This window comes from Pseudogulbenkiania sp. NH8B (assembly GCF_000283535.1).
GTDB lineage: Bacteria > Pseudomonadota > Gammaproteobacteria > Burkholderiales > Chromobacteriaceae > Pseudogulbenkiania > Pseudogulbenkiania ferrooxidans.
The window spans coordinates 2,407,860-2,422,296 of sequence record NC_016002.1; the positions used below are offsets into that span (position 1 = coordinate 2,407,860).

Annotated in this window: 11 protein-coding genes; 7 read left to right on the forward strand and 4 right to left on the reverse strand. The window is 65.2% G+C overall.

The window, feature by feature from the left end; genetic code table 11:
* The first annotated feature begins 287 nt into the window (after positions 1-287).
* A complete protein-coding gene (locus tag NH8B_RS11065; RefSeq protein WP_014087374.1) occupies positions 288-1,874 on the forward strand; it encodes a GGDEF domain-containing protein in 1,587 nt (528 codons plus the stop codon).
* 66 nt (positions 1,875-1,940) lie between these two features.
* Here the strand turns inward: NH8B_RS11065 and NH8B_RS11070 are convergent, their stop codons facing one another.
* Together NH8B_RS11070 and NH8B_RS11075 are read right to left on the reverse strand one after the other, a co-directional pair.
* On the reverse strand, positions 1,941-3,332 hold the full coding sequence (locus NH8B_RS11070) for a dihydrolipoyl dehydrogenase (RefSeq protein ID WP_014087375.1): 1,392 nt from the start codon (positions 3,330-3,332) through the stop codon (positions 1,941-1,943).
* 179 nt (positions 3,333-3,511) lie between these two features.
* On the reverse strand, positions 3,512-4,246 hold the full coding sequence (locus NH8B_RS11075; protein WP_369751189.1) for a glutathione peroxidase: 735 nt from the start codon (positions 4,244-4,246) through the stop codon (positions 3,512-3,514).
* Positions 4,247-4,484: 238 nt separating this feature from the next.
* Here NH8B_RS11075 and NH8B_RS11080 point away from each other — a divergent pair, with 238 nt between their 5' ends.
* The 5 genes from NH8B_RS11080 (at position 4,485) to NH8B_RS11100 (ending at position 10,245) form a co-directional block, all read left to right on the forward strand.
* Positions 4,485-4,877, forward strand: coding sequence for an SMU1112c/YaeR family gloxylase I-like metalloprotein (locus tag NH8B_RS11080; RefSeq protein ID WP_014087377.1), 393 nt, complete (start codon positions 4,485-4,487; stop codon positions 4,875-4,877).
* 160 nt (positions 4,878-5,037) lie between these two features.
* Complete coding sequence (locus NH8B_RS11085) at positions 5,038-6,915, forward strand: lytic transglycosylase domain-containing protein (RefSeq protein ID WP_014087378.1); 1,878 nt, start codon at positions 5,038-5,040, stop codon at positions 6,913-6,915.
* 42 nt (positions 6,916-6,957) lie between these two features.
* On the forward strand, positions 6,958-7,905 hold the full coding sequence (locus NH8B_RS11090; protein ID WP_014087379.1) for a complex I NDUFA9 subunit family protein: 948 nt from the start codon (positions 6,958-6,960) through the stop codon (positions 7,903-7,905).
* Position 7,906: 1 nt separating this feature from the next.
* Entirely contained in the window at positions 7,907-9,133 is a 1,227-nt protein-coding gene (locus tag NH8B_RS11095) for a multifunctional CCA addition/repair protein (protein WP_014087380.1), read from the forward strand.
* Positions 9,130-10,245, forward strand: coding sequence for a 2-methylaconitate cis-trans isomerase PrpF family protein (locus tag NH8B_RS11100; RefSeq protein WP_014087381.1), 1,116 nt, complete (start codon positions 9,130-9,132; stop codon positions 10,243-10,245). The genes NH8B_RS11095 and NH8B_RS11100 overlap by 4 nt, the downstream gene beginning before the upstream one ends.
* A gap of 68 nt (positions 10,246-10,313) precedes the next feature.
* Here the strand turns inward: NH8B_RS11100 and NH8B_RS11105 are convergent, their stop codons facing one another.
* Positions 10,314-11,291 carry an SGNH/GDSL hydrolase family protein gene (locus tag NH8B_RS11105; protein WP_014087382.1) on the reverse strand — a complete coding sequence of 326 codons (978 nt, stop codon included), beginning with the start codon at positions 11,289-11,291 and terminating at the stop codon, positions 10,314-10,316.
* Between the two features lie 386 nt (positions 11,292-11,677).
* Between NH8B_RS11105 and ftsH the strand changes: the two genes are divergently transcribed.
* The gene (gene ftsH / locus NH8B_RS11110; protein ID WP_014087383.1) at positions 11,678-13,534 is read left to right on the forward strand and encodes an ATP-dependent zinc metalloprotease FtsH; all 1,857 of its coding nucleotides are present in this window, start codon (positions 11,678-11,680) and stop codon (positions 13,532-13,534) included.
* A 105-nt stretch (positions 13,535-13,639) separates the two neighbouring features.
* On the opposite strand, the gene NH8B_RS11115 is transcribed toward ftsH, so the two are convergent.
* On the reverse strand, positions 13,640-14,434 hold the full coding sequence (locus NH8B_RS11115; RefSeq protein ID WP_014087384.1) for a TrmH family RNA methyltransferase: 795 nt from the start codon (positions 14,432-14,434) through the stop codon (positions 13,640-13,642).
* Between the last annotated feature and the right edge of the window lie 3 nt (positions 14,435-14,437).

A 14,437-nucleotide genomic window follows, 5' to 3' on the forward strand; every position in this document is an offset into this window, starting at 1 on the left:
AAGAGCGCCGGCTAAGCAGCGCTTCACTCGCCGCCCCCTGATTCCTGCCTCCGGCACGGCAGGAGCAGCGGGCGCAGACGATGCAGCCGCACCTGTCGTCCCGGTCTGTCGCGATAAAGATGAGATGAACGGCCACCAGTCTGCGGTGAGACCCGCACCGCGCCGCTCAGGGCATTGGCGGGGAAATGTGATGGTAAACGGACAACGGCGCCATTCCACCGGGGGTGGCGCTTCTGAAGACGGGACGGCCTCCTGCCCATGATGGAGGCCCGCTCTGACGAGACCACATGGAAAACACCCAATCGCCAGACACCTTCACCATGAAGCGTGGCGACACCAGGCAGCCCATCCGCGATGGCGTAACCGCAGACCTGCCGGCGGAGGCCTCGTCACGCCCCCGCCCCGACTACCGCACCCTTTCCGCTCAGCAGCTCTGGCGCGACGGCTCCCGTTCTGAACAAGGGCTGATCCTGGGCGGCTGGCTGCTGTCGGTTCTGGCCTGCATGGCCAGCGGCATCGCCGCCGTCGCCAACAGCTGGTCCGGCCTGTCACTGACATTCGCCGGGGTGGAAGTCTATGTGTCGATCTATCCCCCCCTCATAATCTGCCTATGGTGGACCCTGTTCTTCGGCTGGACCTGGGGGGCGATTCCGGCCTATCTGGCCACCTTGTCGCTGGCGCTGTACGCCCACATGCCGCTGCCCTGGGCGCTGCTGTTCGCTTGTGCCAACCCTCTGGGCTTCGCCGTGCTGGTGCTGGGCTACCGCACCATCGCCATGCCGCTGCACCTGCGCTCGGCCAACGCCGTGCTCTATTACACGCTGATGTCGTTTGTCGCCAGCGTCTTCAGCTCGGCCGGGGCGCTGATCTGGTGTTACACCAATCTGGTCGATCCGACCGGCCTGCTGCCGATCTGGCAAGGCTGGTGGTTGGGCGGCTTCCTGCAATGCCTGCTGCTGGGAGGTCCGTTGTTGCTGCTCAGCCAGCCGGCCTTGGAGCGCTGGCGCGACCGGCACCCACGGCTGTGGCGCACCGCGGCAGCGGAATCGCGCCGTCTCAGCCTGCAGCTGGTGATCGCCATCGTCGCCGGCGTGCTGATTTACGGCTGGCTGACACTGTGGCTCGGCAGCAATACGGTGCGCCACGCCCTGCGTGCCAGCGAACTGGCGATCTTGCCCGGAGCCGTCACCACCATGCTGGCGACCACCTGGACCTTCTATTGGGTATTTGCCCTGATTGCCGCCTTCGTCGGCTTCTTTGGCTACCGCATGTTCACCTACTGGCTGGATTCGACCACCCGGCTGGTGAACGAACTGGCCGAGGCCAATAGCAAGCTCGCCCATCTGGCACGCACCGACACGCTGACCGGCCTGCCCAACCGGCGCGCACTGGAAGAAGCCCTCGAGCAACAGCTGCAGCGCACCCGGCGCAACGGCGAGCAGGCCAGCCTGGTCCTTCTCGATATCGATCATTTCAAGGTGGTCAACGACCGCTACGGTCACGATGCCGGCGACGCCGTGATCCGCGCCCTGGGCAAGGCCATGAGCGAGACCATCCGCAGCGCGGATGTGGCCGGACGCTGGGGCGGAGAGGAATTCCTGGTGGTACTGGCCAACGTTGACGAGGAAGGCGCGGCCGCCTTCGCCGAGCGTTTGCGCACGCGGGTCGAATCGACCACGGTCGCGCATGGCGAGTTGCACGTGAGTTACACCATCAGCCTCGGCGTCGCCCCGCTCTCCACACCGCATCGCGAGGCCTGGCTGAAGCGGGCCGACGAAGCGCTGTATCGCGCCAAACTGGACGGCCGCAACCGCACCGCCATCGCGCAGGCACGCGGCGAGGCCGAGGGCGTGTCGCTGCACAGTCCTTGCTGAGCACGCCTGCTACAAAAAAATAACGCCACCCCTGATGGGGTGGCGTCTTGGCGAGGTCGCGCCGACTCAGCCGGCCAGCTTGGCCGCCGCGTCACGCAAGGCGGTGCGCAGCCCCTCCTCCACCACAGGGTGGTAGAACGGCATGTCGAGCATCTGCGCCACGGTCAGCCCTTGTTGCACGCTCCACGCCAGAAGGTGGGCGATGTGCTCGGCACGCGGGCCGACCATCTCGGCACCGAGGAAGCGGCCGCTCTCCTTGTCTGCGTAGACATGCAGCAGACCCTTGTTCTTCAGCATCACGCGACTGCGGCCCTGGTCCTCGAAACTGACCTCGCCGGTGACGAAGCGGTCTTCGGCCAACGTGGCGAAGCTGGCGCCGACCATCATCATCTGCGGGTCGCTGAACACCACGCCGATCGGCGCACGGCGCAGGCCGGGACGCACGTCGGGATAGCGCGCAGCGTTCTCGCCGGCGGTCTTGCCCTCGTCGGCCGCCTCGTGCAGCAGCGTCAGCGTATTGTTGGCGTCGCCGGCGAGGAAGATCGGGGCGTTGCCGCACTGCAGCGTTTCCGGGTCGAACAGCGGCACGCCGCGGCCATCGCGCTGCAACGAGGTGTTCTCCAGACCCAGCCGCTGCACGTTGGGCGTGCGGCCGGTGGACACCAGCACGTAGTCGAAACGCTCTTCCCGCACGCCGCCGTCGAGATGCACGTAGCGGATCACCGCCTCGTCGCCGTCACGGCGCATCTCCACCACCTTGGCCTTCGGATCGAGGTAGAACTCCTCTCCCAATGCACGGCGGGCGTAGTCGCGGATCACCGGGTCGGTGAGCGGACCCAGCGAGCCGCTGGCGCCGAACATCCTCACCTCGACGCCGAGGCGCGACAAGGCCTGGCCCAGTTCCACCCCGATCACCCCAGGGCCGAAGACGGCGACGCGGCGCGGCAGCGTGTCCCAGTCGAACACATTGTCGTTCACCACCAGCAGGTCGCCGAACACCTGGAACGGCGCCGGAATCGCCGGCGACGAACCGGTGGCGATCACGACACGGCCAGCCTTGAGCTGGGTGTGCTCGTCGACCTGCAACAAGGTGTTGTCGATGAAGCGGGCGTAGCCCTGCAGGCGGTCCTGTTCCGGAATGCCTTCCACGCTGTTGACCACGAAGCCGACGAAACGGTCGCGCTCGCGCTTGACGCGTGCCATCACCTCGCGCCCGTCGATGCGGATCACGCCATCGACGTGCACCCCGAACGGCGCGGTGTGGCGCGCTTCGTGTGCGGCTTCGGCGGCGGCAATCAGCAGCTTGGACGGCATGCAGCCGACGCGGGCGCAGGTGGTGCCGTAGGGGCCGCCCTCGATCAGGACGGCGGTCTTGCCGTTGGCCTTGGCGGCACGGTAGGCGGCGAGGCCGGCGGTGCCGGCGCCGATGATGGCTACGTCGACGGAGAGGTTCTGCATAATCGTTATCCTTATGGGTGATCAGATGCGCCGGGATACGTCACGCCACTGCGCTGGCGTCGCGTATCCGGGCGGAAAAAGGGGCCGGGCCAAACTGCCTTGGGCCGGCCCGAAAGCTCCCACCGGTGTCAGGGCATGAAACCGGCGGAAACAACAGTCGCTCAAAAACGGCCTGGTGCTCAGCGGGCGAAGCGGGTTTCCAGGTCGTCGGCCGAACCGATCAGTTCGCCATTGATGAACACCTGCGGCGCAGTCATCTTGCCCGACACGGCACCCAGCACCTTGCCGCGGATCGTGTTATCGAGCGGCACCTCGACGAAGGAGTAGCCACGGTCGGCGAGCAAAGCCTTGGCCCGCGCGCAGTGCGGGCAGCCAACCTTGGTGAACACCACCACCTGATCCGGCTTCTTGGCCTTCGGGTTGAGGTAGTCGAGCATGGTATCGGCGTCGGACACCTTGAACGGGTCGCCCGGCTCCTGCGGTTCGACGAACATCTTCTCGACCACGCCGTCGCGCACCAGCATCGAGTAACGCCAGCTGCGCTTGCCGAAGCCCAACTCGCTCTTGTCCACCAGCATGTTCATCCCGGCGGTGAATTCACCGTTGCCATCGGGTACCATCACGATGTTCTGGGCTTCCTGATCCTGCGCCCATTCGTTCATGACGAAGGTATCGTTGACCGACACGCACAGGATGGCGTCGATGCCGTTCTCGAAGAACGCCGGCGCCAGCTCGTTGTAGCGCGGCAGATGGGTGGACGAGCAGGTCGGGGTAAAAGCGCCCGGCAGCGAGAACACCACCACGTTCTTGCCCTGGAACAGTTGCTCGGTGGTGACGTCCTTCCACTCATTGTTTTCGCGGATGTGGAAAGTAACGTTCGGAACGCGTTGGCCTTCGTGATTGCTCAGCATGATGAATCTCCTGGTTTGAGAGTGGCGTCGTTGATCTATCGATGACTGCATTCTGATAGCCAACAACAAATTCGTCTAATTGATTGTTAAAAGCATATTGATATTGAAAATCTATGAGCAGTCATCGCCTCCGGCTTTGCCACATCGCCATCACGCCGGCCTCCCATGCTGCACGCCAGCCGGCACAGCGACCGACGACGCCCCGATCCGTGCCACACCAGCCCGTCCCCCAGGTGCGCTGATGCAACTCGTCGGACTTCACCACATCGCCATCATCGGCTCGGACTACGCCCGCTCGCGGGACTTCTATCACCGCATCCTGGGCCTGCCGATCGTCAGCGAGACCTGGCGTGAAGAGCGCCAGTCGTGGAAGCTCAACCTGGCCCTGCCCGACGGCAGCCAGATCGAATTGTTCAGCTTCCCCGCCACACCGCCCCGGCCCAGCCGGCCGGAAGCCTGCGGCCTGCGCCACCTTGCACTCGCGGTCGGCAACCTGGAGCACGCCCGCGACGCCTTGTTGGCCGAAGGGATCGAACTGGAAGCCATCCGCCTCGACGACATCACCGGCCAGCGCTTCTGCTTCTTTGCCGACCCCGACGGGCTTCCCATCGAACTGTACGAATGCAGGCACTGAACCGTATCGGTACCGGCGCCGCCACACCGCTCCCTTACTGCCAAAAAGCAGGGACGCAACGCGAACCAAGCAAGCCCGGCGGCTTTCAAAGCAGGAAACGACCGCCCGGGCGCATGACGAGATAGCCGGCGTGACGCCGAAAATAATGGATAATTGACTGATGAAACGTTTGAACACTGTCCTGAGCGTGCTGGCCCTGAGCACGGCTCTGCCCGCCCTCGCCGCGGTCGAGAACGACCTGATCGCCGCCCGCGAGGCCTACCGCAGCAACAACGTGGCCGAACTGGCACGCTACGCCAGCATCACCTCGAGCCACCCGCTGGCGAACTACCCGGCCTACTGGCTAGCCTGGAAAGCCCTGGAAAAGGACGACGACGCCCAAGTCATCACCTTTCTCGACAGCGTCAAGGAAGGCGTGATGCCGGAACGCATCCGCAACGAATGGCTGAAGCACCTGGGCAAGCGCGAAGAATGGGCACGCTTTGCCCAGGAATGGCAGAACCTGCCGCCGGAAGGCAGCGATGAAGAAACACGCTGCTATGCCAATTTGCTGAGACTGCGCCAAGGCAGCCGTGACATCGACTTTGCGGGCTTCCTGCAAGGGCGCGACACCCCTTTGGGCTGTGAAACCCTGATCGAGACCGCCGCCGCCAAGGGCCTGCTCGGGCCCGACTGGGTAGGGCGCCGCATCCGGCTGCAGCTTGCCGGCAACTACCTCTCCTCCGCCCGCAAGCTGGCCACCGCCACCGGGCTGACACTGGATGCCAGCACGCTGGCCCGGCCGGCCAGCGCCGACGCCTCGACCCCGGGCGGGCAGGAAATCCTGGTCTACGACATCGTGCGCAACAAGGGCCGCGCCAACCTGGACGCCGCCGCCGACGCCCTGCGCGCCCTCGAACCGTCGCTGAGCCGGGAACGCGCCGGTTTCGCCTGGGGTCAGCTGGCGCTGCTGTCCGCCAAGCGCCAGCAGATGGCCCAAGCCCTGTCCTGGTTCGCCCAGGCCGATGCCACCCAGCTCACCGACGAGCAATGGGAATGGTGGGCCCGCTCCACGCTGCGTATCGCGCAATGGGGCGTGCTGGAGCAGGTCACCCGCTCCATGCCGGCCAATCTGGCCGCCAAACCGGTGTGGCAGTACTGGCGTGCCCGGGCGCTGCAGGCCCTGGGCCGCGGCAGCGAGGCCACGTCACTGCTGGTGCAAGCCAGCGATGGCCACCAATACTACGCCACGCTGGCGCGCGAAGAACTCGGCACCTCGCTGAGTGCCTCTCCCTCGGCCAAACCGCCGAGCGAGGAGGATATCGGCACCCTCAACGCCCAGCCTGCGGTGCGCCGCGCCCTGGCGCTGTTCCATCTGGCCGAAGACTACCGCAAGCCGGAATTCCGCAACGACGCCCGAAACGAGTGGCGCTGGAGCATGCGCAACCTCCCCGACAGCCAGCTCCTGGCGGCGGCCGAGCTGGCGCGTCGCCACAGCTTCTACGACATGGCGATCTACAGCGCCGAACGCACCCGCACCGAACACGACTTCTCGCTGCGCTACCTGACGCCTTATCGTGACATCACCCGCCGCTACGCCAAGCAGCTGGACATCGACGAGGCCTGGGTATACGGGCTGATCCGCCAGGAAAGCCGCTTCGTCACCGTGGCCCGCTCCGGCGTCGGCGCCTCCGGCCTGATGCAGCTGATGCCGGCCACCGCCAAGTGGGTCGCCGGCAAAATGGGGCTCAACGGCTTTGCCGTGGACGACATCGACACCAATATCCAGCTCGGCACCTGGTACCTGCGCTACGTGCTCAATTCGCTGTCCAACAACGCCGTGATGGCCACCGCAGCCTATAATGCGGGCCCGGGCCGCGCGCGCAGCTGGCAGGACAGCAAGCCGCTGGAAGGCGCCATTTACGCCGAAACCATTCCCTTCGACGAAACCCGCGACTATGTTCAGAAGGTCATGGGCAACGCCGCGTATTATGCGAGTGGCTTCGAGCACACACCGCTCTCGCTGAAGAGCCGCCTGGGCACCATTCCGGCCCGCTGATCGGCCGGTCGTCGAACACGTCTTGCGGAGAGTAATCGAAGAATGAAATACCAACGGATCTGCGTTATCGGCGGCAGTGGCTTCATCGGTGGCTACCTGGGCGAAAGGTTGGCCGAAGCCGGGGTCGAGATCACCTTCGCCACCCGGAACTACGAACAGCATAAGGAAAAGCTGATCGTGCTGCCGAAAACCGAGCTGGTCGAAGTCGACGTGCACGACCAGACCAGTCTCAACGCCCTGCTGCACGGCCACGACGCCGTCGTCAGCATGGTCGGCATCCTGCACGGCAGCCGCCAGGCGTTCGAACGCGCGCACGTCGCGCTCCCGGAAAAGATTATCCAGGCCTGCCGCTATAACGGTATCCGCCGCCTGATCCATATCAGCGCGCTCGGCGCCGACCCCAACGGCCCCAGCCACTACCAGCAGACCAAGGGCATTGCCGAACAACGCATCGAGGCCAGCGGGCTCGACTGGACCATCCTGCGCCCGTCGGTGGTGTTTGGCCGTGGCGACAGTTTCCTGACCTTGTTCGCCCACCTCGCCCGCACCCTGCCGGTGCTGCCGCTGGCCGGTGCCGACACCCGCTTCCAGCCGGTGTGGGCCGACGACGTGGCGCGCGCCATGGTGGCGTGCCTGGCCAACGACGCCACCGTCCATCACAAAATCGAACTCGCCGGCACCAAGGTCTACGCCCTGCGCGAACTGGTGCGCTACGTCGCCGGCCTGAGCGGCCAACAGCCACTCATCATCGGGCTACCGGCGGGGCTGGCCATGCTGCAGGCCGGACTGATGGAATTGCTGCCGGGACAGCCGCTGATGAGCCGCGACAACGTACGCTCGCTCTCGGTCGACAACGTCGGCACCGGCCCCTTCCCGCGCGAGCTGCTCGGTTTCTCGCCCACGGCACTGGAAGCCATCGCGCCGCTCTACCTGGGCAAGGCCGAGCCGAACGAAGTGCGCTCGCATTTCCGCACCGAGGCTGGACGTTGACATGAAGATCTACCAAGTCGGCGGAGCGGTGCGTGACCGCCTGCTGGGACTGCCGGTGACCGACCACGACTGGGTCGTGGTCGGCGCCACCCCGCAAGACATGACCGCCCGCGGCTTCCGCCCGGTCGGCAAGGACTTCCCGGTGTTCCTGCACCCGGAAACGCACGAGGAATACGCACTGGCGCGCACCGAGCGCAAGGTCGGCCGCGGCTACCACGGTTTCACCTTCCACGCCGATCGCGATGTCACCCTGGAAGAAGACCTGGCACGGCGCGACCTCACCATCAACGCCATGGCCAGCGACGAAACCGGGCAGATCATCGACCCCTACCATGGCCAGGACGACCTGAAAAACCGCATCTTGCGCCACGTCAGCCCGGCCTTCGCCGAAGACCCGGTGCGGGTACTGCGCCTGGCCCGCTTCGCCGCCCGCTTTGGCTTCTCCATCGCGCCGGAAACGCTGCAATTGATGCGCACCATGGTCGCCAACGGCGAGGTCGACGCCCTGGTCGCCGAGCGCGTCTGGCAGGAAATGGCGCGCGGGCTGATGGAAAACCAGCCTTCGCGCTTTTTCCTGGTCCTGCGCGAGTGCGGCGCGCTGGCGCGCATCCTGCCCGAGGTGGACGCCCTGTTCGGCGTCCCGCAGCGTGCCGACTACCACCCGGAAATCGACACCGGCGACCACGTGATGCGCGTCATCGACTACGCCGCGGCCCAGCAGCTGCCGCTGCCGGTGCGCTTTGCCGCGCTCACCCACGACCTGGGCAAGGCCCTTACCCCGGCCGAGCTGCTGCCGCGCCACCTGGGCCACGAGGCGCGCGGCGAAAAGCCGCTGCTGGCACTGAGCGAACGCCTGCGCGTACCGGCCGACTGCCGCGACCTGGCCCGCATCACCTGCCTGCATCACACCAAGGTGCACGTGGCCGGCGACATGCGCCCGGACACCGTGCTGAAGATGTTCCGCGAAACCGATGCCCTGCGCCGGCCTGAACGTTTCCGCCTCATGCTCGATGCCTGCCTCGCCGACGCCCGTGGCCGCCTCGGTTTCGAACAGTGCGACTACCCGCAAGTCGACTGGCTGGCACGCATGCTGGACGCCGCACTGACGGTGGACGCTGGCGCCATCGCCCAGGGTTGCTCAGACAAACAACAGATTCCGCAAGCGGTCGATGCGGCTCGCCGCGCCGCCATCGCCGCCTGCAAACTGACCCTGGAACCCGCCGCATGACCACCCTGCATTCCCTCAAGGCCACCCTGATGCGCGGCGGCACCAGCAAGGGCCTGTTCTTCCGTGCCGACAGCCTGCCCGCCGACACAGAAACGCGCGACCGGCTGTTGCTGCGCGCCCTCGGCAGCCCCGACCCGCACGGCCTGCAAATCGACGGCCTGGGCACCGGCATTTCCAGCACCAGCAAGATCGTCATCCTCTCCCCGTCGCAACGGCCCGACTGCGATGTCGATTACCTGTTCGGTCACGTGGCGATCGGCGAACCGCTAATCGACTGGTCCGGCAACTGCGGCAACCTGACGGCTGCGGTGCCGCTGTTTGCCGTTGCCTCCGGACTGGTGGCCCCCGACAAGGACGGCCCCTTCACCGTGCATATCTGGCAGGCCAACATCGGGAAACGCATCCACGCCGAAATCGACATCGAGCGCGGTCAAGCGGTCTGGCATGGCGACTACCGCATCGACGGCGTCGCCTTTCCTGGCGCGCCGATCCGCCTGCATTTTCTCGACCCGGCGGGAGGCGGCGCGGGAACCCTGTTCCCCACGGGAAACCCCTGCGACACCCTTCATCTGCCCGACGGCACAACGCTTGCCGCCACACTGATCGATGCCGGCAACCCGACGGTTTTCGTACGTGCCGCCGATCTCGGCCTCTCGGGTTATGAGACCGCCGCCCATCTCGATGCCAAACTGCACCAGACCCTCGAATGGGCCCGTGCCGCCGGCGCGGTGGCGATGGGCTTGGCGCCGGACATCACCAGCGCCAGCCGCGAGCGCCCGGCCACCCCCAAAATCAGCTTTCTCAGTCCGGCACGCGCCACCGGCTACGATCTGAACGGCCGCATCCTGTCGATGGGGCGGCTGCATCACGCCTTCACCGGCACCGGCGCCATCGCCCTCGCCGCCGCCTGCGCCATCGACGGCACGTTGGCAAGCGAAATGGCCGGCGGCGTGATACGTGGGCGGGAACTGAACTTCTCCCACGCCAGCGGAGGACAGGCGCTGGAAGCCAGGGTCAGCCGGAACGGCGATACCTGGCAGGTCGACGAAGTCGTGATGACACGCACCGCGCGCCCGCTGATGAGCGGCGAGGTGTGGGTGCCGCTCGACTAACTCCAACCAGGCAGCCCACCGTCCGCGCCGTGGCCCCATGCTGGACGATGGGGGCGCTCACCGCGCCGTCATTCAGATAGCGCCTGGGCGGCTTTTTGTGAAAAGATGGCGTGGACCGTCCTGGTGGGATGAATGCCGTCCCAGAACAGGTAGTCCCCCGGATTGCGGCAGGTAAACGGTGCCACATTGGGCGTGACACACGGCGTCGAAACGTCCCGCAGGCCAAACGTCGACGGGCTTTGCGTCATGTCATTCACCGTCTGGAACACGTTCAAGAGGACAAACTGGCTATCCGGATAGGCCGCCCGCAACCCGGTCAGCAGGTCGGCAAGCCCGATGTTGAAGTTGAGCGACAGCGAGCTGAGGGCCAGCTTGGCACCCGGAGACGCCTGGTCCAGACGTTGCACCGCGGGTGTCAGGCCGAGATCCGGCACATTGGCGACCAGATACTTCCGGGCGCCTTTGGCATGCAGCAGCGCGATAGTGTCCTGAATCGCCGTCAATGCGGCGGAAATCACCCCGCCTCCGTCTCCCCCCATGGCCAGCGCGACAAAGGCATCGCGCACGTCGTTGGAGCCCGCCTCCACAACATACAGCCCACCCGCAGGCGCGGCACCGCCGAAATCCGTCAGAAAACGGCTGACCTGCGCGGACAGGCTCAGCTCTCCGGCGTTGCGCGCCCGTGCGCCGCCGACCGCGTAGTTGCTCGCATGGTCGTTCGAGGCCCGAAAGGCGGGACGGGTGTTGGCGGCAAGCGCGTGAGACTCGGCGAACTGTTCGATCCAGGTCGCGCCGTCGCTAAAGTGGTGCCCCCCTCGGGCGTAGGGTGCCGAGGGAATGAGAAAAGGGTCCGAGGGATCCAGCTTGTTATACGGCGGGGTGTTTTCCTGACCCGTCAGGGCGAACACATTGCCCGGGTCCGACAGGCTGGTGCCGAATACCACGATCCGATCGAACGTCACCTGCGCTGCCACCCATCCCGGCGCCAGCAGAAGCAACACCAGCCACCCGACAACCCGCCATTTCCCTGCGAATTCCTTCTTCATTATCTTCGCTCCCGATGCGATACGTCGAAACGCCCCCCATCTCCTCCGCTGGCCCCATCCTGTGGTGGGGTTGATCACGGAAAACAGGGTGGCACCCTGGCCCACCTCATCATTATTGGCACAGCATCCGAAGCTCACCACCCGGAAGATGCGCCCCCCCCTGCCAAAGGCAGGCACTTCCTGCACCACGCGCTCACCCGGCGTTCGCGCAAGGTGTCGACCGGGCCGGGCACCCACTGCATTCGGCCGCCATCTCCGGCTGCGTCTGGAGCGGTACGGGTCGGCTCAAGAAATGACGGACCTGCACCCATTTTCCGGGATGAAGGCCTCTCCGATGAGCCAGAATGAGAATGAACAGGGACGTGCCCAAGGTTTAAGGTGAAGGCATGGAGCAGAAACAGCAATTTTCCGTCTGGTATTTCATCATCGCGTTTTGGGTGCTGCTGCTGGTCCAGAACTTCTTTCTCCAGGAGCGCGTAACCACTCTGTCCTATAGCGAATTCAAGACGCTGCTGACGGCAGGCAAGGTGAAAGACCTCACCGTCAACGAGCAAGCCATCTCCGGCACCTTGGCCAGCAACGGCCTGGAGGGGCTGGTCGCCAAAGAAACCGTCGACAAGATCAAGCAACTCGGCACCGGCGACCAGCCCTTTACCACCTTGCGCGTGAGTGACCCGACGCTGGTACAGGAGCTCGAGAAAGCCAAAGTCCGCTTCACCGGACAGGCCGACAACAAGTGGCTCGCATCCATCCTGTCCTGGGTATTGCCCGCGCTGATCTTTGTGTCGATCTGGCTATTTGCCATGAAGCGCATGGGTGGTACCGGTGGCCTCATGGCGGTTGGCAAAAGCAAGGCCAAGGTTTACATGGCAAGGGAAACCGGCGTCACCTTCGACGATGTGGCGGGCATCGACGAGGCGAAGGACGAACTCATGCAGGTGGTGGAATTCCTGAAGGCGCCGGAACGCTACCGCCGCCTGGGCGGAAAGATACCTAAAGGAGTATTGATTGTCGGGGCGCCGGGCACGGGCAAAACGCTGCTGGCCAAAGCGGTTGCCGGCGAAGCCGGTGTTCCGTTCTTTTCCATCAGCGGATCCGAGTTCGTGGAGATGTTCGTCGGCGTCGGCGCCGCCAGAGTGCGCGACCTGTTCGAGCAAGCCGAGGAAAAGGCGCCCTGCATCATTTTTATCGACGAGCTCGACGCGCTAGGCAAAGCCCGGGGGATCAGCGGCATCAGCGGCAACGACGAGCGGGAGCAGACGCTCAATCAGCTGTTGGTGCAAATGGACGGCTTCGACACCAACAAGGGCGTCATCATCCTGGCGGCCACCAACCGGCCGGAAATTCTCGATCCGGCACTGCTGCGCCCCGGGCGCTTCGACCGCCACGTGGCGATCGACCGTCCCGACTTGACGGGCCGCGAAAAAATCCTCCAGGTCCATTGCAAAGAAGTCAGGCTTGCCCCGGACGTCGAACTCGCCACCATCGCCGCCCGCACCCCCGGCTTCGCCGGCGCCGACCTGGCGAACCTGGTGAATGAAGCGGCATTGCACGCGGCCCGCGAGGAAAAGGACGCCGTCGACATGACCGACTTCGACAAGGCGATCGACCGGATAGTGGGAGGATTGGAGAAGAAGAACCGGATCATGAACCCCAAGGAGAAAGAGACCGTGGCCTACCACGAAGCCGGGCATGCACTGGTGGCGGAAATGCGACCGAATGCCGACAGAGTCGGCAAGATTTCCATCATTCCGCGCGGCATCGCCGCCTTGGGCTACACCCAGCAGATTCCAACGGAAGACCGGTATCTGCTCAAAAAGAGCGAACTGCTGGATCGCATCGACGTGCTGCTGGGAGGGCGAGTGGCGGAGGAGCTCGTCTTCGGTGACGTCTCCACCGGAGCACAGAATGACTTGCAGCGCGCGACCGACATGGCCCGGCACATGATCACGCAGTACGGCATGAGCGAGTCGCTCGGCCTCGCCACCTTCGATGAATCCCACCCCGGTGCCTATCTCGACCTACCTACGTCACAGCCTCATCTACCCTATAGCGAACGTACCGCCCAGGCGATCGACGACGAAATGAGAAAGCTGCTGGCAGAGGCCCATGCGCGTGTCGAGCGCACGCTACAAACCAACCGCGCCAGCCTGGAAGCCTTGGCAACGCTGCTGTTGGAAAAGGAAGTGGTGGACCGTGCCACCCTGAGCGACCTGCTGTCGTCCCAGGGTGTGCCGAGCTAGAACGGAAGCGCAGAAGCCAATCCCCCAGAGGAAGGGCAAGGCCAAAAAGATTTGAAATAACAGGTCGAGGCGCCCTTTCAGCCGCCGACGAACCACCCCGGCCGCTCAGCCAGCGCTGGCGTCGAGTTGTCGCACCCGTTCAAACAGGCAGATAGTGGCCGCCATCGCCACATTCAGTGACTCGGCATGGCCCGGCATCGGAATCCGTACACGACAGTCTGCCAGTTGCAACAGCTCTGCAGACACGCCCGCGCCCTCGTTGCCGAACACGAACGCCACGTCGCCGCGCAGATTCTGCGCATACAGCGACTGGCTGCCTTCCAGGTGAGTGACCAGCTTGTGCCCGGCAAAGCCGGCCAGCACCTCCGCCAGGTCCGCCGCCTCGTGCAGATTGAGCACGAAATGCGCCCCCATGCCGGCGCGAAGCACCTTGGGAGAAAACACGTCGGCACAGCCTTTGGAGAGGAAGACCTCCATCACCCCGGAGGCCGCCGCCGAGCGCAGAATCGTACCCATATTGCCCGGGTCCTGGATGTCTTCCAGCAACAGGCAGCTGCCGCTACGGCGCGGCGGGTGCGGCCGCGGGCAGACGGCGATCAGCTCGGGAGCGCTCGACAGCGAAGTCAGTTTGCCCAGCAAGGCCTCCGGCACCACCAGCGGCGACAGCGTCTGCGGCAGACGGGCAAGCAGCGCCGAGACCTCGGCGCGCCCCAGCGCGGCCTCGTTGATGAAGCACTGTGCCGGGACAATGCCCTGCTCCAGCGCCGCCTCGAGCAGATGGATGCCCTCGAGCACGATCACGTCGTCCTTGCGCCGGTCGCGGGCAAACTGGACCAGTCGTGCCAGGTGTTTGAGGGTGTCGTTGTGAGGCGAAGTGAGGGTACGGTATGGGTGCGGCATGGA